The organism is Lacticaseibacillus suibinensis, from assembly GCF_003946175.1.
GTDB lineage: Bacteria > Bacillota > Bacilli > Lactobacillales > Lactobacillaceae > Lacticaseibacillus > Lacticaseibacillus suibinensis.
On record NZ_RHOK01000014.1, the window covers coordinates 21776 to 43498 of the forward strand.

At 54.7% G+C, this 21723-nt stretch carries 23 protein-coding genes and 1 tRNA gene; 19 read left to right on the forward strand and 5 right to left on the reverse strand.

All coding sequences use genetic code 11. The features are described 5' to 3' along the window. The first annotated feature begins 121 nt into the window (after positions 1–121). Positions 122–1489 (forward strand): 23S rRNA (uracil(1939)-C(5))-methyltransferase RlmD, encoded by a 1368-nt coding sequence (gene rlmD, locus EKM90_RS08240; protein ID WP_125581559.1) that lies wholly within the window; start codon positions 122–124, stop codon positions 1487–1489. A 93-nt stretch (positions 1490–1582) separates the two neighbouring features. Here rlmD and EKM90_RS08245 read toward each other — a convergent pair whose 3' ends face one another. From EKM90_RS08245 to EKM90_RS08255, 3 genes are all read right to left on the reverse strand, one after another. Further along, entirely contained in the window at positions 1583–2302 is a 720-nt protein-coding gene (locus tag EKM90_RS08245) for a glycosyltransferase family 2 protein (RefSeq protein ID WP_125581560.1), read from the reverse strand. 127 nt (positions 2303–2429) lie between these two features. Beyond that, positions 2430–3344: an SPFH domain-containing protein gene (locus EKM90_RS08250; RefSeq protein WP_125581561.1), complete on the reverse strand. Its 915-nt coding sequence runs from the start codon at positions 3342–3344 to the stop codon at positions 2430–2432. A gap of 27 nt (positions 3345–3371) precedes the next feature. After that, on the reverse strand, positions 3372–3563 hold the full coding sequence (locus tag EKM90_RS08255) for a hypothetical protein (RefSeq protein ID WP_125581562.1): 192 nt from the start codon (positions 3561–3563) through the stop codon (positions 3372–3374). Positions 3564–3741: 178 nt separating this feature from the next. Between EKM90_RS08255 and EKM90_RS08260 the strand changes: the two genes are divergently transcribed. After that, positions 3742–4467 (forward strand): GH25 family lysozyme, encoded by a 726-nt coding sequence (locus tag EKM90_RS08260; protein WP_164507918.1) that lies wholly within the window; start codon positions 3742–3744, stop codon positions 4465–4467. An 81-nt stretch (positions 4468–4548) separates the two neighbouring features. Then, positions 4549–4905 (forward strand): YxeA family protein, encoded by a 357-nt coding sequence (locus EKM90_RS08265; RefSeq protein ID WP_125581564.1) that lies wholly within the window; start codon positions 4549–4551, stop codon positions 4903–4905. Positions 4906–4962: 57 nt separating this feature from the next. Here the strand turns inward: EKM90_RS08265 and EKM90_RS08270 are convergent, their stop codons facing one another. Continuing rightward, on the reverse strand, positions 4963–5325 hold the full coding sequence (locus EKM90_RS08270) for a DUF4828 domain-containing protein (RefSeq protein ID WP_125581565.1): 363 nt from the start codon (positions 5323–5325) through the stop codon (positions 4963–4965). 189 nt (positions 5326–5514) lie between these two features. On the opposite strand from EKM90_RS08270, the gene EKM90_RS08275 reads away from it, so the two are divergent. From EKM90_RS08275 to EKM90_RS08340, 14 genes are all read left to right on the forward strand, one after another. Beyond that, positions 5515–6495, forward strand: coding sequence for a Gfo/Idh/MocA family protein (locus EKM90_RS08275; protein WP_125581567.1), 981 nt, complete (start codon positions 5515–5517; stop codon positions 6493–6495). Positions 6496–6509: 14 nt separating this feature from the next. Beyond that, positions 6510–7793 carry a DEAD/DEAH box helicase gene (locus EKM90_RS08280; protein WP_125581569.1) on the forward strand — a complete coding sequence of 428 codons (1284 nt, stop codon included), beginning with the start codon at positions 6510–6512 and terminating at the stop codon, positions 7791–7793. Positions 7794–7918: 125 nt separating this feature from the next. Further along, the gene (locus EKM90_RS08285; protein ID WP_125581571.1) at positions 7919–8341 is read left to right on the forward strand and encodes a DUF3284 domain-containing protein; all 423 of its coding nucleotides are present in this window, start codon (positions 7919–7921) and stop codon (positions 8339–8341) included. 62 nt (positions 8342–8403) lie between these two features. After that, positions 8404–8477, forward strand: a tRNA-Arg gene (locus EKM90_RS08290). 203 nt (positions 8478–8680) lie between these two features. Then, positions 8681–9364 (forward strand): hypothetical protein, encoded by a 684-nt coding sequence (locus EKM90_RS08295; RefSeq protein ID WP_125581573.1) that lies wholly within the window; start codon positions 8681–8683, stop codon positions 9362–9364. 165 nt (positions 9365–9529) lie between these two features. Beyond that, positions 9530–9799 (forward strand): GlsB/YeaQ/YmgE family stress response membrane protein, encoded by a 270-nt coding sequence (locus EKM90_RS08300; RefSeq protein WP_125581575.1) that lies wholly within the window; start codon positions 9530–9532, stop codon positions 9797–9799. Positions 9800–9849: 50 nt separating this feature from the next. Further along, positions 9850–10071, forward strand: coding sequence for a hypothetical protein (locus EKM90_RS08305; protein ID WP_125581577.1), 222 nt, complete (start codon positions 9850–9852; stop codon positions 10069–10071). A gap of 202 nt (positions 10072–10273) precedes the next feature. After that, positions 10274–12607 carry an ABC transporter ATP-binding protein/permease gene (locus EKM90_RS08310; protein ID WP_125581579.1) on the forward strand — a complete coding sequence of 778 codons (2334 nt, stop codon included), beginning with the start codon at positions 10274–10276 and terminating at the stop codon, positions 12605–12607. A gap of 203 nt (positions 12608–12810) precedes the next feature. After that, the gene (locus EKM90_RS08315; RefSeq protein WP_164507919.1) at positions 12811–13236 is read left to right on the forward strand and encodes a PTS sugar transporter subunit IIA; all 426 of its coding nucleotides are present in this window, start codon (positions 12811–12813) and stop codon (positions 13234–13236) included. A gap of 45 nt (positions 13237–13281) precedes the next feature. Further along, on the forward strand, positions 13282–14226 hold the full coding sequence (locus EKM90_RS08320; protein WP_125581583.1) for a LacI family DNA-binding transcriptional regulator: 945 nt from the start codon (positions 13282–13284) through the stop codon (positions 14224–14226). Positions 14227–14332: 106 nt separating this feature from the next. Further along, positions 14333–14599 (forward strand): ACT domain-containing protein, encoded by a 267-nt coding sequence (locus EKM90_RS08325; protein ID WP_125581585.1) that lies wholly within the window; start codon positions 14333–14335, stop codon positions 14597–14599. A gap of 9 nt (positions 14600–14608) precedes the next feature. Next, positions 14609–15952, forward strand: a complete 1344-nt coding sequence (locus EKM90_RS08330; protein ID WP_125581587.1) for a PFL family protein — start codon at positions 14609–14611, stop codon at positions 15950–15952. Between the two features lie 151 nt (positions 15953–16103). Further along, entirely contained in the window at positions 16104–16532 is a 429-nt protein-coding gene (locus EKM90_RS08335) for a hypothetical protein (RefSeq protein WP_125581590.1), read from the forward strand. A gap of 72 nt (positions 16533–16604) precedes the next feature. Continuing rightward, a complete protein-coding gene (locus tag EKM90_RS08340) occupies positions 16605–18041 on the forward strand; it encodes a BspA family leucine-rich repeat surface protein (protein ID WP_125581592.1) in 1437 nt (478 codons plus the stop codon). A 61-nt stretch (positions 18042–18102) separates the two neighbouring features. On the opposite strand, the gene EKM90_RS08345 is transcribed toward EKM90_RS08340, so the two are convergent. Then, positions 18103–19335: an aminopeptidase gene (locus EKM90_RS08345; RefSeq protein WP_125581594.1), complete on the reverse strand. Its 1233-nt coding sequence runs from the start codon at positions 19333–19335 to the stop codon at positions 18103–18105. Positions 19336–19638: 303 nt separating this feature from the next. Here EKM90_RS08345 and EKM90_RS08350 point away from each other — a divergent pair, with 303 nt between their 5' ends. Further along, the gene (locus tag EKM90_RS08350) at positions 19639–20250 is read left to right on the forward strand and encodes a TetR/AcrR family transcriptional regulator (RefSeq protein WP_125581596.1); all 612 of its coding nucleotides are present in this window, start codon (positions 19639–19641) and stop codon (positions 20248–20250) included. Positions 20251–20313: 63 nt separating this feature from the next. Beyond that, a complete protein-coding gene (locus tag EKM90_RS08355; RefSeq protein WP_125581598.1) occupies positions 20314–21672 on the forward strand; it encodes a DUF2252 domain-containing protein in 1359 nt (452 codons plus the stop codon). Positions 21673–21723 lie beyond the last annotated feature (51 nt).

Below are 21723 nucleotides of genomic sequence, written 5' to 3' on the forward strand. Positions count from 1 at the left end.
CACTGCGCCCGCTTGGCATCTGCCGGCGGGCGTTTTGGTGCGGTTGTATCCCACGGCGTTCTCTGGTAAAGTGGGTGGAGTTATTTTCGCGTCTGCCGCATTGCGGCGAAAGGAGTGCCCTGTGGCTAAAGCACCAGTGGTCAAAAATCAAGAACTCACCGTCACCATCGCAGATTTAACGTATGAGGGGATGGGGGTGGCCAAAGTCGACGGCTTCCCGCTGTTTATCGAAAACGCGCTCCCTGGCGAAGAAGTGCAGGTCCATGTGCTGAAGGTGGAAAAGCAATACGGCTTTGCCAAGCTGGTGAAGCTGCTCAAAGTCTCACCAGACCGGCAAGTACCGGTGGACAAAGCCTACACCCAAACCGGAATCGCGCCGCTACAGCATTTGGCTTACCCAGCGCAGCTCAAGTTCAAGCAACATCAAATTGAAGAGTTGTATCAAAAACAGAATCTGGCGGTGCCAGTGTTGCCAACGTTAGGCATGGCCGATCCGAAGGGCTATCGCAACAAAGCCCAGATCCCGGTGCGCCAGGTGAACGGTCAAGCGACCACAGGATTTTTCAAGCGCCGTAGTCATGACCTCGTGCCCCTGGAAGATTTTTATATTCAGGATCCGAAAATCGACGCCGCCGTGGTGGTGGTGCGTGACCTGCTTCGGCAGTACGGTTTAACCGGGTATGATGAGGCCAACAACACTGGCCTAGTGCGCCACATCATGGTGCGTCGTGGCTATTTCTCCCACGAGATGATGATTGTGCTCGTGGTGACCACCTGGGCTTTGCCACATCAAGATGATTTGGTGGCTGGCATTCAGGCGGCACTCCCTGAAGTGACCAGCATCATGCTGAATTTGAATGATAAGCGGACCAATGTGATTATGGGCCGCAAGACTCGGCTGCTCGCTGGGCGCAGTTATCTGACCGATCAGCTCCTGGGCAATACCTTCCAGATTTCGCCGCTGAGTTTTTATCAAGTTAATCCGCAGCAAACCGAGGTGCTTTACACCAAGGCGATTGAAGCTGCGGGCTTGACGGGGAAGGAAACTGTGATTGATGCCTATTCCGGCATTGGGACGATTTCGCTGGCGATGGCCAAGCACGCTAAGCAAGTTTATGGCGTGGAAATCGTGCCAGAAGCAGTGGCCGACGCCCGCCAAAACACGCGCCTGAATGGCATTGACAATGCCACTTTCGCAGTTGGTAAAGCCGAGGATGTGATGCAAACTTGGCGCGACCAACAGTTGCCGGTGGATGTGCTGATGGTCGATCCGCCGCGCAAGGGCTTGGCCAAGGAATTCATCGACGCGGTAGGCGTCCTATTGCCACCGAAAATGGTTTACGTGTCCTGCAATCCCGCCACCTTGGCGCGCGATTTGAGAGCCTTGGCGGCGTTCGGGTACCAAGCCACCCAGACTCAGCCAGTGGACATGTTCCCGCAAACGACCAGCATTGAAAGTGTCACAGTGCTGACCTTGAAGACTGACTAAAACCAGCATAAAAGCCGCTCGCTGAGCGGCTTTTTGCATGATATTTGGTGCCCATGTTTAACCTAGTGCAAACCGAATGGCGCTAGGTTAAACTTACCGGCCGAGCTCTTCGCGCAGCCGGCGAATGCGTTCAAACACGGCGTCTTCTTGAGCCCGAGCCTGAAAGCCGGCGCGGTGAATAGTGCTGTTAGGCCGATTTCTTTTGGTGTAGCGCACCGCCGGCAAGTACACATATGGCCCTGGGGTATGCGCAACAAAGCTCGCGGTGAACCAGTAATCTTCCGCCAGTTGCAGCGTAGGGTCGAACTGCAAGTTGGCTGCGGTAATGGCAGCGCGGCGAAACCCCTTGTTCCAGACATAGCCGCCAATGGCCGTGCCATGATGGCTGACTTGTTCGAACATGGCAGCTTGATCAAGACGCTGCTCCCCTGTGGCCACTGGCGGCGTGCGGAACCAGCGGTAACCGACCGCCACCGCGCTGACCGCCGGCGACATGGCGGTTGCCAGTGTTTGCACGAAGTCTTCAGCAATCAGATCATCGCCATCGATAAAGGCGACCGCTTCCGTTGTCGCGCGCGCCAGCCCATAATTACGGGCTGCCGACACGCCTTGATGCTGGGGAAACGCGAAATGGTGAAAATTGGGGATGCCGCGGGTGAAAGCCTCTGCCTGGTTCGCGGTGCCGTCAGTTGAACCATCATCGACTAGCCACAAGTCAAATGGCCGGGTTTGGCGCTGCAAGGCGCCTAACATACCGGCGAAATAGCTGCCGAGATTGTACGTGGGAATAATGAGCGTTAGCGTTGTTGTCATCTTGATCACCTCGCCGTTATTATCCAAACTAAGCGGCCCGGGTCAACTCATCTGCCTAAAAGCCCAAAACAGCCCGCCAGCTTCCGGGTCAACCGGATGCTGGCGGGCTGTGTCGTCCTGATGAGGACTATTTGCTTTCTTGTTTGAGCAGTTTGCCAACCGCTGGGATTTGACCCAAGGAGTCAATGGCGGTACTTGGCATTACGACCGTATTGGCATCACCTTTGGCCAAAGCTTCAAGCGCTTCGACGTTCTTGTAGGTGAGGTAAAGTTCGCCATGGTTTTCCAACCCTTCGTTGATGGAGTTGATTTGATCGCGGACCGCTTCGGCAATCAAGCGTTGGCTCTCGGCTTTCCCTTGGGCGTCCAGAATCTGGGTTTCCTTGCTGGCTTGCGCGTGCAGGATGTCAGATTGCTTTTCCCCTTCGGCCTTAGCAATGGCGGCTTGCTTCAAACCTTCCGCTTCCATGATGTTGGCTTCCTTTTCCCGGGAAGCACGGAGCAGTTTGTTCATGGATTCTTGAATTGTTTTGTCCACCTGGATGGAGTCGATATTGACGCGATCGACGTTCAGGCCGTAGCCGGCGGTGGTGGTGGCGATTTGCTGGAACAGGGTTTGGTTAATCGTCTCGGTGCCATTGAGGACATCATTCAGATCCATGTTCCCAATGATGCCGCGCAAGTTGGCGCGGGTATCTTGTACCATGGACAGCACGGAGTCTTTGTTTTGGTAAACATAGGCGTTAACGTCGGTGATATGATACTTCAAGGTTTCGGAAATGCGCACCACGACGTTATCTTTGGTGATGACTTCTTGTTCGTCGACTTTCAACGGAATTTGCTTCATGTTCACAATTTCAGTGATGCGATAGATGAACGGCGGCACCACATGAAAACCTGGTTCCAGCGTTTGCACGTATTTCCCTAACCGTTCCACAATGCCGACCTCACCAGTGTGGATAATGGCCACGCTGGAGAACAACATAATCACAAACAAGATGACAATAATTAAAACAATTGCCCAAATAATGATACTAACCATTTTTAATTCCTCCTTATGTGTGGCAGGTCAAAACACTAACGTTTCGCTTGCCTTACGCACGCTCAGCCCCAACGCCTCTGCCCGGACGACGACCACTAAATCGCCGCTTTTAGCTTGGTCTAATACGTGGTAATGATAATGAATGCCATAAAGCGCAACATCGCCTGGCCCATCGTGAGTCAGGGTGAAGGTAGTGCCAATCAGCCGTTCATCTAACATCTTCTCCTCCTTACTGCTGATGTCCATATCATAGCGAGTTTGGACAGGAGTTAATCAGCCTTTGGACTGATTAATTGCGCTATGCACTGTTTATTTTACAGGAAGAATGCCATTAGCGGGTGGCTTAGGTATAATAAACTTTATGCAAAGGCCAATTTGGCGAAAGGAGACCTTCACGGTGCCGAGACGAAAACGTCCCATCTATTCAAATACTTACCGCAAGCGGCGGCGCTGGCTGCTGGTGGCCGCAGTCGTCGCCTTGCTGGCAGCAGTGGGCCTCGGCGGCTGGCTGTGGAGCCAGCGGCGCACCGGTGTGGCCAAGTATGCGGTGCGCGGGGTGGTGGTCAGCCAAAGCGATGGTAACGCCGATTTCCAGGCGCTCCAAAGCGAGGGCTTGCGCTTTGTGTATCTCAAAGGGACGCAAGGCGCGAGCTTTTTCGATGACACGTACAGCACCAACTACGAGCAGGCCACCGGCAGCGGGCTAGCCGTGGGCGTTTACCATTACTTCAGCTTTGACAGCGATCCTGCCGTTCAAGCGCGGTACTTTGCCACCAAAGTCGGGAAAAATCTAGGGACCTTGCCCATCGGCATTCAAGTCGCTTTCTATGGCCAGTATGCGAATAAACCGCCGAAAAAGGCCGTGGTGGCGGCGAAGGTTCGGGCCTTTATCGTGGAGCTGCAGCGTTACACCACACATCCTTTTGTCTTGATGGGCAGCAAGCAGGTGCTGTCGGATTTGACCGAAGTGGCTTCTTCAGCGCCGCGCTGGCAGATTGGCGGCCATCCCGGCAAGCAGGCCCAGTATTGGCAAAGCGGCACGCTGAAAGCAGCCGGGACAGATTACACGGCTGTTGCCTATTTGGCCACAACGAAGGCCTTCAAAGCCCAGCTCACCAACTAACAGAATTGTCACTCACTGTTCGCCGAATCGATGGTTGCCAAAGGTTAACCCTGCGATAATCATGGATGAGGTGAAAGAACGATGAAAAAATTCTTGATTGCGTTGGTTTTGCTTGTGGCCTTGGCCTTTGGCGGTTTCAAATGGTATGAAGTCACCAACTATGGTGGCACGACCTACTACACGAAAATCACCACTGCCGGCACGAAAATCAATCAACGGGACAAAGCCGGCAATGTTTATGCCGATTATCGCTATGAACTGACTGGGTACGATGACAAAGGCAAGCGCCAAACCCTGACCTTTAACGCCAACAAATCCCGGCCGCTGCGCCGCGGGGCTTATCTCAAGCTGGTGTATAACACGAAAAAAGGGGTCACGAGCTGGGAAGCCGTTGATGCGGTGGACTTACCGAAACAGGCCCAAAATAATCTTGAATAGAAGGTTGCAACCGCAACTAAAAATGGATGATCCGCAACGCTGCGGGTCATCCATTTTTTAATTGTCAGTCGTGGGTTTAATAATTTGGTAGGTGGCGTCTTCCGCCTCGTCGTAAATTGTGGCGGGCCCAGCGCTGTCAGCAGTGATGATGAGCTGGTAGCCGTAGTGATCGAGAAAGGTCAGCTTGTCGGTGGTGATGCCAGTAACCGTGCCAGGGAGGGTGCTGCCATCAATTTTGATGTTGAGGGCAGGGGAAATCATCAGCTGGTGGGTTTTATGTGTCAGCTCGTCCAAAAAGGCGTATTTGCCCGTGTACTGCAGCGCCAAGGCCTCAACGGCAGTGGGTGCTGGGTGCGCGGGTTTACGATGCGGCACCTTTTTTTCGATTGAGTTGACCATTTTTTTGAAAAACGACGCCATACCCATCATCCCTCCCTGATGTGTGGTTTGAGCAACCCCTTACTCTGATGCTCTTATCATAGCACGCTGAGTATTACATCCGGTTATATTTCTGTTTACAATAATATGAGCGAAATATTTCAAAAAAAGGCAGGCGGCAACGCAGCCGGTGAGATGGTAGAATGAAGCTATGTGAAAGGAAGGTGCGTCATGAAATTAGGTATCATTGGGACCAATTGGATTACCCAACAATTCGTCGAAGCCGCCGAAAGTACTGGTGACTATCAGCTCACCGCCATCTACTCGCGGCATGAGGCTACGGCCGCCGCGTTTGCGGCCAAGACCCATGAGGCGACGCTTTACACCGAGTTGCCAGCATTTTTCGCCAGCGACCTCGACGTGGTGTATATTGCTAGCCCCAATGGCCTGCATGCCGAGCAAGCCGCGGCGGCGCTAACCGCTGGCAAGCATGTGATTGTTGAAAAGCCAATGGTGACGCACCCCAGTCAACTGGCTTTGATCGAATCCGCGCAAGCCGCACATCCGGAATGCCTGATTTTTGAGGCGGCGCGGCATGTCTATGATTCCAACTTCGCCAAGATCACCGCCCTCGTGCAACAGCGGCGGGCAACTTTGACTGGGGCGACACTGGTGTATGCCAAATATTCTTCCCGTTATGATGCCTATCTGGCCGGCGAAAATCCCAACATTTTCTCCCCACGCTTTGGCGGCGGGGCACTGATGGATTTGGGCGTGTACTCAGTCTATGCGGCGGTGGCTTGGTTCGGGGTGCCGGAGCAAGTTGAGTATCTGCCAAGCATGCTGGCCAGCGGGGTCGACGGCGGCGGGGTGGCCCATTTGCACTACACCGATGTCGACGTCAATCTCATACTCGGCAAAAACTACAACACCAGCGCCAGCAGTGAAATCCATTTTGGCAAAACGACGCTGCAACTCGGGGCCACCGGTAGCCTTGATGAACTAAGGCTGGTTGGCGCGGAAACCGACGACTTGCACGTGGCGCAACCGGCGAACCCGATGGTGGACGAGGCGCGGTATTTTGCTCACGCCCTGCTAACGCACGATCAGGCCGCTTTTGAGCGGCAATGGCGCCTTGCGAAGCAGGTTCATCAGGTGCTCGGCGACTTGCGCGGGACCACCACCATCAAATTTGGCAACGACCCGCAATAGGGTAAGGAGAAAACATGGCAATTGCATCCATTTTTCAGCCGTTGTGGCAAGCGGCCGGCTTTACTGAAGAAACACCGATTCAAACGGCGGTTTACCAACCGCTTAAACAAGATCAGTCCGTCGTCGGCCTGGCTCCCACCGGCTCTGGCAAAACGCTCGCTTTTGGCCTGCCTTTGCTGGAGAAGCTGGTGCCAGATGACGGCCTCCAGCTTCTGATTTTAGCCCCGTCCCAAGAGCTGGCCATTCAAACCCGTGATGTGCTGCGGCCGTATGCGAAAGCGGCCGGGTTGAATTTGCAAGGGGTGACCGGCTCGGCTAACGTCAAGCGCCAGCTGGAGGTGCTGAAGCAGCATCCAGAGGTGATTGTGGCGACAGCCGGCCGCCTGCTGGAGCTAGTGGATTCGCGTCGTGTGAGTCTGGCCCGGCTACAGACACTGGTGATCGATGAGGCCGACGAAATGCTGCGTGAACCAGGTCTGTCCCAGGTGCGCGAATTGGCGCAAGCGGCGCCGGCTGATGTGCAGCTGGGCTTCTTCTCCGCCACCGATAGCCCCATGTTTCAAGAGTTGGCTAAGTGGTTTGGGCAGGCCGTTGAGCGCGTTGATGTGCGGGCGATTGACCATACCCAAGGGGCGGTCACGCATTATTTTGTCCAAACTGATAACGCGCACCGCGAAGTCTGGCTCAGGCACTTGGCCCATCTCGACAAGTTCCAGGCGCTGGTGTTCTTCAATCAAAACGCGGTGATGATGAAGGTGGCGCGCACGCTGAGCCATCAAAGCGTCAAGTTTGCGGTGCTGAACCGCACCGACCGCGCCACCACCCGGGCGAACGCCTTAAACGCGTTTCGCAAAGGCAAAGTGACCTTGCTGCTGGTGACGGATCTGGCCGGCCGGGGCCTAGATATTCCGCACCTGCCGGCGGTAATCAATTACCAGACGCCAACGCGGCCGGAAGCCTACATTCATCGCTCAGGCCGGACCGGCCGGATGGGGGCGGCGGGGATGGTCATCACCCTCGGCGATGATCATGACCTGCGTGATTTGCGCCGGCTAGTGCCCCAGTATCAGATTGTCCGGGGCTATTTGAATGACGGTAAAATGAGCACCGAGGCGCCGGTCGAACAGGCCAAACCAGCCCGCCCAGCCAAGTTGGTGTCGCCAGCGCAACCAAACACGCCGGCAGCGCAGCGCCATGCGCATGCCACTGGCGAAACGGCTGCGCCAGCACCCAAGAAAGCCCACAAGAAGAATCGGTTGCGGGATCGGAAGAATAAAGGGAAGCGCAAGGCGAAATAAGTGGCGCGTTGTCTTTTTATCCGCTCGGTCCCAGCAACCTGAGCCTGTTTGCGATTTCGCTTTCAATATGGCTATAATAGTGTATACAAGTCGGCGGGGGACCGCTAGTTTCGGAGGCTTTTTCCATGAAGGTTACAGATACAGTTGACGCCCCAGTGGCGTTTTTCTATCAGCGCATTATTGATTCCGTGCTTTATGATATTAACCATGAAAATGGGCAGACGCTGACTCCAGCGATGTTGCAAGGCTATGAATATCGCAAGTCAATGGGTCCGCGCGGTAGCATTCGCATCAAGATTACTAAGATTGTGCAGAATCAAACCTACGCTTTCGACTCCTTTGCTGGCCCAGACACGTATCACACGAGGTATGAACTGCGCCCGACTGAAGATGGCCGGACCGAAGTGAGCTATCAAGAAGACGTGGATTACGCCGAAACGATGAAGAAGCGTAATTCCCAGCTGATGATGATTTTGATTGGCTGGAGCAAGAAACGCCGCATGAAGAAAATGTGGGCACAGATTGCTGCTTCGCAGGACCAAATTTAACTTTTCTCCCCGGCAATTTCATTTGCCGATGGTTGATGAATTGGTTAAACTGGTACTTGTCTGCAACAATAGCTCATCTGGATAGAGCAACAGTTTCCTAAACTGTAGGTGGCCGGTTCGAGTCCGGCTTGTTGCATCGCTTGGGGCTGTGACAAATGTCACAGCCCCTACATTCACTCCGAATATTCCAGCAGAGTTACGTGCCAAAAGGCCGGAGCCGAGCAGCTAGCTACGCCATCCACCGAGTCCAAAGTTCGGACTTGGTAGATGGCTAGGCTACCTGTCGGCTCCAAAACCGCCTTTTGTCACAGCCCCGTTTGTGTTCTAGGAGGTGCAGCCATGATCATCATCCAAACTGCTGGGGCAACGTTATTGCTGTTAGTGGCAGGGGCGTTGGGCCTTTCATGGCTCAATACCGCCACCATCCAGCACCTAGTCAATGTCCGCGGGAAAAATAGTAGCCAACTATGGCTCACCAAGCCCGGACTGTGGCTCCATGAGCTGAGCCACGCGTTGCTGGGCCGATTGTTTGGAATGCAGATTGCGGACTTTTCGGTGCATGATAGTCCGCAAGCGAGTTCCGCGGGCCACGTGACGCTCCGGTTTCGGCAAAAATCTCTGTGGCAGCGCTTCGGCTTGTTTTTCGCCGGCGGGGCGCCGCTGTGGGTCAGTGGTACCCTCGAGCTCATCACCGCGCGGTATGTGTTCTGGCCGCAGGTGCCGCTCGCTTTGATCAACCAGGCTACCTTCAACCCAGATTGGCGTTGGGCGCTGGCCTGGCTGGTCGGCGTCTTCTTGATCAATCTCGGGGCCAGTTTATCCGCGGCAGATATCAAAATGATGCTCCGCGGTTTGCCGCTGGCGGCGGTGTTGCTCGTCATCGCGGCTTTGCTGCTGTGGGCAGTGGCACCAGCCGCATTAACCCACTGGGTGGCCTTAAACTGTTTTCTGGCGCGATTAATCGTGATGCTTGGCGGCATTGCTTTAAGCACTTGGTTGGTGTGCCGAGTGCTTTATCGCTAACCTTAACCTGATTTGACCACTTGGACCCACTGGTAACAGTGGCTCTTTGTCATAAGCAAATTATTGAAATCATAAGCATATTAATACTTTTGCCGCGCGGGATTCGATACACTCAAGCTAGGCAGGAAAGTCCTGCCGGCACTTAACGGTGAAAGGAGTGAGACCATGTTACATTTCATTTGGGTGCTGATTATCGGTGCCGTCATCGGGGCCATTGGCTCGATGATTGTTGGCCGTGATCTCCCTGGGGGCTGGATTGGCAACCTGATTGGCGGCCTGCTCGGCGCTTGGGTCGGTGGCAATCTGCTCGGCAACTGGGGGCCTAATGTTGCCGGAATGGCCATCATTCCCGCCATCATCGGCGCCGCGGTGGTGGTTTTCGTCATTTCGTTACTCGTTCGCGTTTTCGGCGGTCGGGGCAAGGCGGCCAGCTAGTCGACTTGTCTGTAGCGTTGATCACCAGCCGCCGGTGAGGAGGGTTGCTTATGCGCCTCGTGATGCGGATTGGCATCGGGCTGGTCGTGCTGTTAGGCCTAGTTGAAGGTCTGATGCTGATTGCGCTGATTTGGCCAGTGCCCGGCTTGCGTACCGCGGTCTGGGCGTACTGGCGCCCGCTGCACTGGTTGATGCTTGGTTTGGCCAGTTTTGTGGGCTTGGCCATGCTCGGCGGGTGGTTGGCACTGCGCAGGCACCAGGCGCGGCGATAGCGGCGGCTGGCTGCTTGGCCCACCGGAAGTCCGAATAGATGAGGTTAACGCCTCATCTTTTTTTGTGAAAAGATAACGCGAATCAGTCTTGAGGCGGAGGTCGCCAAAGCGACAACCTGTCATAATCGGAACTTGTACTTGGTTGATTGGCAGCCAAACGCGTATGATGAAATCAACCAATAAAGATGAAGGAAGTGCTCAAGTGCTAGAACTTAAACATATCAAGAAATATTATCACGTCGGCGGCACCCTCACGAAGGCGCAAGATGATGTTTCTGTGGCTTTTCGTAAGCAGGAATTCGTCGCCATTCTTGGGCCTTCCGGGTCCGGGAAAACGACGATGCTCAACATCATCGGTGGCCTGGACCGGTATGATTCCGGCGATCTGGTGATCAAAGGCAAGTCCACCAAAGACTTCAAAGATGCCGACTGGGATGCCTATCGGAATAATTCGGTGGGGTTCATTTTTCAGTCATATAATCTGATTTCCCATTTGTCCATTATGGAAAATGTGGAGATGGGGATGACCTTATCTGGCGTGCCCGCTGCTGAGAAGCAAAAACGCGCCGAAAACGCGTTGATTCGTGTTGGGCTCAAGGACCACATGCACAAACAGCCAAGCCAGCTCTCTGGTGGTCAGATGCAGCGGGTGGCGATTGCCCGGGCAATCGCCAATGACCCAGAAATCCTGCTGGCTGATGAACCGACCGGCGCACTGGATTCCCAGACCTCCGAAGAAATCATGCAACTGATCAAGGAGCTCTCCAAGGAGCGCTTGGTGATCATGGTGACGCATAACCCCGAGCTAGCGCATAAATACGCTGACCGGGTGATTGAATTTGCCGATGGACAAATTAAGCACGACTCCAATCCCCATGTGGAAAGCGAGAAGCAAGACGGTTTCAAACTTAACCACACCAAGATGAGCTATTGGACGGCCTTAAAGCTCTCCGCGACTAACATTCGCACTAAAAAAGGCCGTACCTTCCTCACTGTGTTCGCCTCCAGTATCGGGATTATCGGCATCGCGGTGGTACTAGCGTTGTCCAACGGCTTCCAAAAGCAAATCGACAAGACCCAAAGTGAGGCCATGGCTTCGATGCCGGTCACGATTTCGCAGGTGGGCACTGACACCAACGCAATGATGACGGGGACTGAAACCAAGACCTTCTCGAAGTCTTCAACAATCACCGCGGAAAAGAGTGCAGCCGACAAGGCGCAACACACGAACAAGTTGACCCAGAGTTATCTGGATTACATCGACAAGATGCCGACCAAAGACGCCCGCAGCATCGCGGTCACTTATGGCACCGGCATGAACTTGGTGCGCAAAGTGGCTGGCAAGTACCAAACCGTTAGCTTTTCGACCAGCAATCCGGACAGTTCCAGCGTAGATGCCAGTGCCATGATGGCGGCGTCCACTGGTGTTGGCGGCAGTGTCTATCCGGTGAAGCGTACCAGTAGCGGTAAAACGTTCCTGCAGACGTATTACAAGCTGCTCAGCGGCCGCTACCCGACGAAGGCCACGGATATTGTGCTGGTGGTCGATAAGAAGAACACCGTTAACATCAATGCGCTGAAGAACCTGGGCTTCTCCGTCAAGGAAGGTCAGAAATTCAACTTCAACGACCTGATCGGCACTTCGGTTCAGTTGGTGGCGAATGATGATTACTACTCCAAGCTGCCAACCGGAACCTATTTGCCCACGCAAGATTTGAGCAAAGCCGCTGCCTCAAGCAACACCGTAACCTTGCACATCGCCGGGATTGTGCGGGTGAAGTCCAAGAACTCCGATGGCTTGCTGGCGTCAGGGATTGCCTACAGCTCCGCTTTAACCAAGCAAGTGCTGGATGAAAATAAATCCTCGGCGATTGTGGCCGCCCAAAAGCAAAGCACCACCAACATCATGACCGGCCAGCAAATGGATCAAGCGACCCGCACTGCCGTTATGACTACGCTGGGCGGCGTGTCCACGCCAACTTCTGTGCAGATTTATCCCACCACCTTTAAGCAAAAAGACAAGGTGCTGGCTTATCTGGATAAGTGGAACAAAGGCAAGGCCAAGGCGGACAAGGTCATCTACACCGACTTGGCAGGCACGGTCTCTGATATGACTGGTGGTTTGATGGACGCCATTACTTACGTCCTGGTGGCCTTCGCGGGCATTTCCTTGGTCACTTCGATGATCATGATTGCCATCATCACCTACACCTCAGTCTTGGAACGGACCAAAGAAATTGGGGTGCTCAAAGCCTTGGGGGCTCGGAAGAAAGACATCACCCGGGTGTTCGATGCCGAAACCTTCATCCTGGGCTTTGGCGCTGGCTTGTTTGGGATTTTCGTCGCTTGGCTGTTGACGTTCCCGATCAATGCCGTCTTGGCTAATGTCACTGGCTTGAGCGGCGTGGCGGTGCTGAATCCGGTGCACGCCATCATCCTAGTGCTGATTTCCACGATTCTGACCCTGCTGGGTGGACATGTTCCTGCCCGGATGGCCGCGAAGAAAGACGCTGCTATCGCATTGCGCGCGGAATAACCTATTACAATCACCTTGGCCTCATGGCTTGCGGTTTCACCGCAAGCCATGAGGCCTTTTTGAGGCAGCCGAAAAAAGTTTGGTTCGTCGCCTTGACCTGAAACGCGTCCCACAGCTTACACTCACCTTGTTGAATAGAAGCGATTCAAACCGCGGTGAGTCGCCGGGGTGAACTGAAAGGGGTATGCAATATGCTAAACACGATGGTACGACAACCACTCATTGCACTGAAGCTGACCGCACCTTCTGAATTGTCCGCTTTGCGGCAAAGCGCTGAGGCCTTGGCGCGGCGCTTCAATTTGAATGTAACCGGTGTGCATGCGAGTTTGCTGGCGAGTGAAGTGAAAGGGGCTCACTTTGTCGCAGCCGAGACCGCTTTGATTTTTGCCAGTGGTCAAAACATCGCCACGCCGCAGGTGGTGGGCTTGAATTTGAGTCAACCAGTGCGGTGGGGCGAAACGGGCAGCGGCCAAGCGATTTCGCACTTGTTGGCTTTGCTCATTCCCAACGATTATGGATCCGAGGTGGCTGAAAACTTGTTGGCCCAGGTGGCTAAGCGCGCACGAACGGCGGCATGGCCGTTGACCAGCGCCGCCGCGCACAAGTATGTCCAGACCGTGCTCAACTAGCGAGGGCTGGCCACTTCGGTTAAACTAAAGGGCGGAGGGATCAACATGACCAATATTCGTGATATTGCCCGGGAGAGTGGCTATTCGGTGTCCACCGTGTCGCGGGTGCTCAATCACCGGAAATACGTTTCGCCGGCCGTGCGGGACCATATTGAGCAAGTGATGCAGCAGCTGAATTATGTACCAAACGCGGTGGCGCGCGATCTCAGCAGTGGCCACACCAAGAAAATTGGCGTCGCTTTAGCCATGGTGGCCCACCCGTATTACACCACGCTGGTCAAAGGTATCACGAAGGCAGCCTTTGAGGAAGGGTACCAAGTCACGCTACTGCCGACAGATTATGATGCCAAGCTTGAGCGCCGCTATCTTGAGCAGCTCCGCCAGCACGCGTTTGATGGCCTGATTTTCACTTCGCATAGCATGCCCATTAGCGAAATTGCGGCGGCGCAGGCGTTTGGCCCGGTGGTGGTTTGTCAAGATCCAGGGTCAGTCACCATTCCTGCTGCTTTTACGGATCGGCAGGCCAGTTATCATGAAGCCTTTGCCTGGATTAGGCAAGCTGGTTATCAGCGAGTCGGGCTGATGCTGCCGCGTGACCCGAATGTCAGCGCAACGGCCAGTGCTATGGTGCAGGCGTATACCAGCGTCATCGGCGCCGCGCCTGCCGCCGAGTTAACCTGGATTGGTTCGATGGCCTATGCCGATGGGCTTAAAGCCGGGGCCTTGTTCGCTGCGAACGGCGCCGATTTCGTCTTTGCTAACGGCGATGACATCGCCTTGGGGGTTCATGATTACTACCAGCAAAACAACCTGCCGCTGCCAGGCTTGATGGGGCAGGAGAACCAAGTGTCCAGTGCGCTCCTTGGCATCTCAACCATTGACCACCATTTTCAAGCGGTGGGGCGCGCGGCGCTGGCGCTGGCTACGGGAGCGAAAACTGGTCAAATCAAAATCGCGTCTGACTTTATTGCCAGACCATATTATTGCTGAAAAGCCGCTGCGGCGGCTTTTTTCAGTTCTCGGTGCTGTTTTTGGCCGCCCGCGCAGCGAGGCATTATGCTAAACTGATAGCAATATCAGGAAAAGGGGTCTCACGATGCAAGTTATCATCACCGTCATCGGCACCGATAAAGTGGGCATTATCGCCGCGGTCACCACGAAACTCGCTGCTTTGAATGTGAACATCCTTGATGTGTCGCAAACCATTATGCAAGGGGCGTTCACCATGATGCTGCTGGCACAGCTGCCAGAAGCCGCCGCCTTCACCAGCACCAAAGCCGAACTGCAGGACCTAGGTACCAGCATCGGCGTCGACGTCAAAATCGCGCGGCAAGAAATTTTCGACGCGATGCACAAACTGTAGGAGGTCGCGATGGAAACGCAGCAGATCAAAGAAACCATTCAGATGATCAGCGAGGAAAACCTCGACATCCGCACCATCACCATGGGCCTGTCGCTGCTGGATTGCATCACCGGCGATAGCAAAACCACGGCACAGAAAATCTATGCGAAAATCACGACGCAGGCGGCGCAGTTGGTGCCAGTCGCCGACGCAATCGAAAATGAATTCGGCATTCCCATCGTCAACAAACGCCTCAGTGTGACTCCGGTGGCGCTGCTAGCCGGGAGCGATCCGCACCCGAATTTTCCACTGTTCGCGAAGGCAATGGATGCTGCGGCCAAGGCCGTGAACGTTGATCTGATTGGTGGCTATTCCGCCACGGTGCAAGCCGGTTGCACCCCGGCAGACAAAGCGCTGATGGCTAGCATTCCTGAAGCCCTCGCCGCTACCGAGCGCGTGTGCAGCTCGGTGAACGTCGGCTCCACCCGCAACGGCTTGAACATGGATGCCGTGAAAATCATGGGTGAGGTGGTCAAACAGGTCGCGGCCATCGACCCAGTCAACGCGATGAAACTGGTGGTTTTCGCCAACGCCGTGGAGGATAATCCGTTCATGGCCGGCGCTTTCTGGGGCGTTTCCGAAGGCGATGTGGCGATCAACACAGGCGTCTCCGGGCCAGGGGTGGTCCAACGCGCCATCGCGGACCGGCCTGACGCTTCCTTTGAGGAAATCTGCGAAATTATCAAACAGACGGCGTTCAAAGTCTCGCGCATGGGCCAATTCGTTGGCAAAGTAGCCGCCGAACGCCTGCACGTGCCCTTCAATATTGTCGACTTGTCGCTCGCCCCGACCCCAGCGCGCGGTGATTCCGTAGCGGAGATTCTCGAAACCTTGGGCTTATCTCATGTCGGCACGCCTGGCACGACCGCCGCCTTAGCGTTGCTCAATGACGCGGTGAAGAAAGGCGGTGTCATGGCCGCCGAACGCGTGGGTGGTTTGTCCGGGGCGTTCATCCCGGTTTCGGAAGATGCCAACATGATTAAGGCCGCCGAAGCCGGGCAAATTTCGCTGGAGAAGCTTGAAGCGATGACCGCTGTGTGCTCCGTGGGTTTGGACATGGTGGCCATTCCTGGCGACACCCCGGCCACTACGATTGCCGGCATGATTGCCGATGAAGCCGCCATTGGCATGATCAACAACAAAACCACTGCGGTACGCGTGATTCCCGTGCCAGGTAAAACTGTCGGCGATTCAATCAACTTTGGCGGGTTGTTTGGCCGCGCTCCGATCATGGCGGTCAATGACGGGGATGCTAGCAGCTTCGTCTCCCGGGGGGGCCAAATTCCGGCGCCAATTCATAGTTTCAAAAACTAACTTATTAATTCACGACCTGACCGATCCGCCTTCGGTCAGGTTTTTTCATGCCCGCCACCCTTCCCAATGGACAGCAAATAGGGGTAATCATTTACAATTATATTTGTAAGAGATTATATCATTGATAAGTGTAAGTGAAAGGAAGTGCAAGATGAGTAAGCAAGAACGCCGCCGCGTGCGCTTGGCAGCATCGCTCGGCCTGACAGTATTGATGAGCTCTGCCATCCTGGGGGGAATGGCACCACTCACGGCGCATGCAGCTGAAGTGGGAAGTGAACCGACCACGACTGAAGTTTCACCCATGATCACTGCACCAGAGCATCCGAGTGACGGGGTGACGCTTTTACCGGCTGGTGACGAAGCGGCAACGGCGGAGTCTGATGACACGGCTGAGGAGAACACGGAGGCTGAAATCACCGCGCCTGAAGCTGCGCCGACGACGCCAGCAACTAGCCCTCAAGTTGAGGAGGCGGAGGCAGAGGCGCAGGCCGGAGCAGAACCAATTGCAGGCGACAACGCGGCTGATACTCAGCAAACGGCCGCAACCGCACGCTTCGAAATTGGCGAGTTAGTGAGCTAATGGGGTGATGTGCGCTGGTCTTTTAATCAGGGCGTGTTGACCCTTGAAGGTGGCGTCGGCGAGGACACGGGCATGCAATCGCCCTGGGCGGGAATCGCGAATACCGTTGAATCTGTCGTTATCACCGGCGATATTACAGCGCCAGCGGACAGCAGCTTCCTGTTCGCCGGGTTTAGTCAGGTGACGCACTATGAAGGGCTCAATCACTTGAAACTCAGCCGCGCGACGACGACCCGCAACATGTTTGCCGGTAATTATGCCGTCTCCAGCCTGGATGTGGCAAGCTGGGATATGAGTAACGTTGGCGAAATGTGGTCCATGTTTGAAGGTTGCATTAGCCTCACCCAGTTAGAACTTGAAAACTGGAATGTCAATCAGGTTTACGACCTAGATCGGTTTCTATACGGGACCCGCCTCGAATCGGTCGATCTTTCAAACTGGCACATCGCCGAAACCTATTTGCAGAATACCTTTTCTGCTATGCCAGAATTGAAGCGTCTGAATATTGCAAATTTTGACATCGTGAGGACTCCGAGCGCCAATCAAATGATACGCAACTCACCGCAGTTGGCCGAACTCACAGTAGGTGACCAGACTGTGCTAGAAGACAACGTCGATTTGCCGGTGGGACAGCATTGGCAGGGTGAGCGCACCGGCCATCAATTCAGTAGAATATACGGTGGGGGTTATGCGGATACTTATCGACTCGTTGAAGGTATCCTCAGTACGACCATTGTCCACCTGTTTGATGATCTCAATGCAAAACAGGTTGGCTGGCAGGTCTTGACCGGCGCGCCAGGGGCCACGATTGCCTTAGCCACCATGAATATTCCTCATGGTTATGAATTAACCGACCCAGCTGCCGCCATCGACTTATCGGCAAATGGCGACAGGGAAGATGGTTTTCAGTTCCTAAGTATCACATTGAAGCGAGTGCACAAAACAACGACGCGCACGATTGTCTTTGAAGGCTTGGAAAATGAAATTGACGCCGTGGTTCAGACCATTGCTTGGGATTGGGACTGGTCTGACGCGGTCCAGCCGAACAATTCACGGCTTTTCTTCTTTGATGGTCTCGTGCACACTGCGCAAGGTGGCTATGATGAATATCCCGTCCCAGAGATTGAAGGCTATGAAGCCAACCTCACCGTGGTAGAGGCAAAGAGCTTTGAGGCTGAACTCAGTGACCTCCCTGCGGATGAAACCATCACGGTCACCTACACGAAACTCGATTCTGGCGACGGTGGTGACCAGAACCCTGATCCAAGCCCGAGCCAACCAGACCCCGACAGTGGTGGCGGTTCTGGTGGTAGCACTGGCACCGGCAGTACCGGCACCGGTTCGATTGGCGGCGGTCAGCTGACGAACCTGAGCACTGGCGGCTCGACCACCACGAATTCAAACCAGGCCTTACCGCAAACTGGCAGTCAAGTCGCCAGCGGACTGACCTTGTTCGGCCTCGGTCTATTGGGCCTCCTCGGCTTCACCAAGCGCCGCAAGCGTGACTAATCGCACTTGAGGCCACAAGAAAACCCGTGCATCACTGCACGGGTTTTCGCATACACTAAGCTTATGCCCAATCACCATTGCGGAAAATTGGGATGATGGTGCCATCTTGCTTGATGCCATCGATGTTCATCTGGGCGGAACCCATCATGAAGTCCACATGCGTGTCGGCAACGTTCAAGCCGCGGGCGGTCAGTTCTGCCGGAGTTAAGTCGACCCCGCCTTTGATGGAGAACGGATAAGCGGCGCCCAGCGCCATGTGATCTGAAGCATTTTCATCGTACAAGGTGCTGAAGAAAATCAAACCGGACTGGCTAATCGGGGAAGGATCTGGCACGAGTGAGATTTCGCCGAGGCTGCGGGCGCCGTCAATGGCCAGCAAGTGCTGGAGCACCGCGTCACCTTTATCCGCGTGAGCCGTAACCACTTGCCCATCTTTGAAGGTGAAATGCATGCCTTCGAGGATATTACCGGAGTATGAGAGCGGCTTGGTTGAAGCAACCGTGCCATCAATGCGGCGATTGTCAGGCGCAGTGAAGACCTCTTCGGTGGGCATGTTCGCCATGAAGCTTTCGCCCCGCGGATTCAGGGAGCTACCGCCGGCCCAGATGTGGTCAGCCGGCAGGCCCACGGTCAAATCAGTGCCAGGGGCGGTGTAGTGCAGCGCATCGAATTGTTCAGCGTTGAGCCAGGCCGACTTATTGTGCAACACTTCCTCATGCGCATGCCATGCGGTGACCGGGTCGTCGGCGTAGATGCGGACGGTTTTGAAAATGGCATCCCAGAGCTTATCCAATGCGGTTTCCGGGTCGTCATCAGGGAACACCTTGGCCGCCCACTTCGGGGAAGCGGCACCAATGATGGTCCAGCTGATGCGGTTCGAAGAGATGGCATCGCTCAGCGGTGCGTAGGCTTTTTGGAAGCCGCGCTGGTAAGCCGCGATGCGCGTCGCGTCGATGCCGGCCAAGTTATCAGGGTCGGCGGAGTGCACGGTGATGCGTTTGGCGTTGTGATCTAGCCAGTAGTTGAACATGGCGCTGGTTTGCGGCGCCTGGTTAGCGAGCCGGTCATCGGCGAGGTTGGCCATGTCTTGGCGTTTGATGAAGTCATCTTGCCACCAGACCTGGACTTCGGCGGCACCGCGCTGGTAAGCCGTGGCGGTAATGAGGTGTGCGAGGGCGAGCTGATCCGTGCCAATCTGTAGGTAAACCGTGTCGCCAGGCTTGACGCCGACGCCGGTGTCGACGGCCAGGGTCGCGTATTTTTGCAACAGTTCGGCAAAATGCGGTAAAGTCATGAGAATGCCTCCAATTCAAATCATTTTTTTATATTGTACCGGTTCCGGCTGAAGGCGTCCATCACTGGTGGTGAACAGGACTTGAGATAACGACTGGACACGATGAATAAATAACTGTTTGGCATAATGGCCGCGCTACGGGCCGCAAAGGCTCATTTGTTGTTAACAAACATAGAGAATTCTAATAAATATATTTGCCTTTTATATATTCTTTGGTAAAATAACATTGTGTTAAGTAGGTTAGTGTTAGTACGAATTGGGAGACCCCGGGTGGTCTCGGGGCCAGAAAGTGGGGGAACACTTTTGGCAAGAAAGAAAACAATTACGCACGGGCAGATTCTGGCCGCGGCGTTCGGTTTAGTGGTCGAGGAAGGGTTTAAAAGCTTCACGGCGCGCAACGTTGCTAAGCGCATGGGGTGCTCGACGCAGCCGATTTATCTGGAATTCCGTAACATGCAAGACCTCAAGCTAGCCGTGATGGACGAGATCAAAGCCACCCTGGCTTCGAAAATTGCCCGTCGTTTCACGACGGATCCAGTGGTTGATCTGGGCCTGGCCTACATCAACTTCGCGCTGGAGAACCCAGTGCTGTACCGGGCGGTGTTCGTGGAGGATCATTTCGGCGTCACCGACATGCGTGAATACGCGATGACCACTGCCATGAAACGCCTTGATACTTACGCTTTGGCCGAACCCTTAACCGATGCGGAAAAGCGCAACACGATTATGGGGTTATGGATTGTCGCTACCGGGATTGCAAACTTGATGGCGCCTGGTTTCATCGATATCACGCGCGAGCAGATGATCGACATTCTCAAAGCCGTGATTCAAGATTTCATCATTAATAAGCGTTTTTCTGAAGATGCCGCGGCAGTGTGCTTAGCGCCTTCCATCGCCAATTCCATTGCTGGTTAGAAAATCGCCTGAGAAGTGGTAGGCTAGAGGCAACTCTAGTCTATTTTTTATGGAGGCAAGCACATGCAAGCAGATATGGCAGCAGAACTCAAAAGACTGCAAGCCCAAACCACCGTCACCTCAATCAAAGGGCTACATGAACTGGGTAAGGCGCACCGCAATCGGGTGCCAGTGACGGCGCTGGGACGGCGGCCGGTGATTAAACGGGATCCGGTGGCGTTCATTGACGCCATTGAAAGCAATCTGATTAAAGAGCTCCTGCCGCAGCGCCACGCCAAAATGGCGGCTAATCCAGCGGCGTTTTTCCGCGGCACGGCCGAGCTGATGGCCTATGACTTAAGCCATGAGGCGCAATCTGGCCTGCGGGTCTTAACTGATGGGGATGTTCACCTGCAAAACTTTGGCTTCTACGCCTCCCCAGAGCGCCAGCTCTTATTTGATTTGAACGACTTCGATGAGGCGGCGCCGAATCCCTTCGAATATGACGTCAAACGTCTAACGACTTCCATCTATCTGTTTGGCGCGGATCAGCATTTTGAGGAATCCGCGTTGGATGATTTGGTCCAAGATGTCGTGCGTACCTACCGGAAAGCGCTGAAAAATGCCTTCAAGCAAGGTGCTTTGGAACGCTTCTATGCCAGCACGCCGGTTGAGGAGCTAATTGCCGACTTGCCAGCAGAAGACGCGGCCTTTGTGCGTACCATGGCCGCCAAAGCCGCTAAGCGCGATAACCAGGCCACGGTGAAGAAATTCACCGAATTGGTTGGCCAGCGGCGCCGGTTCAAAGACGACGCGCCGCGGTCGGTGCATGTCGACCAGGGTCTGGAGATCGCCTTGATGAAAGGCGTGCTGGCGTACCAGCAAACCACCCGCGCGGATGTGGCGCTGCTGTTGGGTCAGTATCACATCACCGACATCATTCGCCACAGCGTTGGCATTGGCAGTTTTGGTACGAGCTGCTACCTGGTGTTGCTGACTGGACTGGGTGGGAGTCATCTGGTGCTACAGGTCAAAGAAGCTCTGCCGCGCCGGCGGGAATTGGCGCCGAATGACCTTACCATTGATCAGGAGCGGGAAGCCAGCGAAGGGCGGCGGATTATTGCGGCCACGCAGATTTTGCAAAAGGCCTCCGATCCTTTCCTGGGTTGGTTCAATCTCAGCGGCAAGAGCTTCTATGTCCGGCAATTCCGCGATATGAAGGGGTCGATTGACGTCAGCACCCTTGACTGGCGGCAATATGCGGCGTATGGCCGGGTTTGTGGCTACCTGCTGGCGATGGCCCATGCGCAAAGTCCCATGGCAGCCATTGTCGCTGGGTACATGAATAAAACCTTTGATGAAACCATTCAGCATTGGGCGAAGGATTACTTGCATCAAGTGATTGATGATTACGCGGCGTTTGTAGCCAAGTATGGGCATTAAACCCGCGCGACATTTTCAGACACTTTCGCGCGGCGGGAGGATTTTGCTATA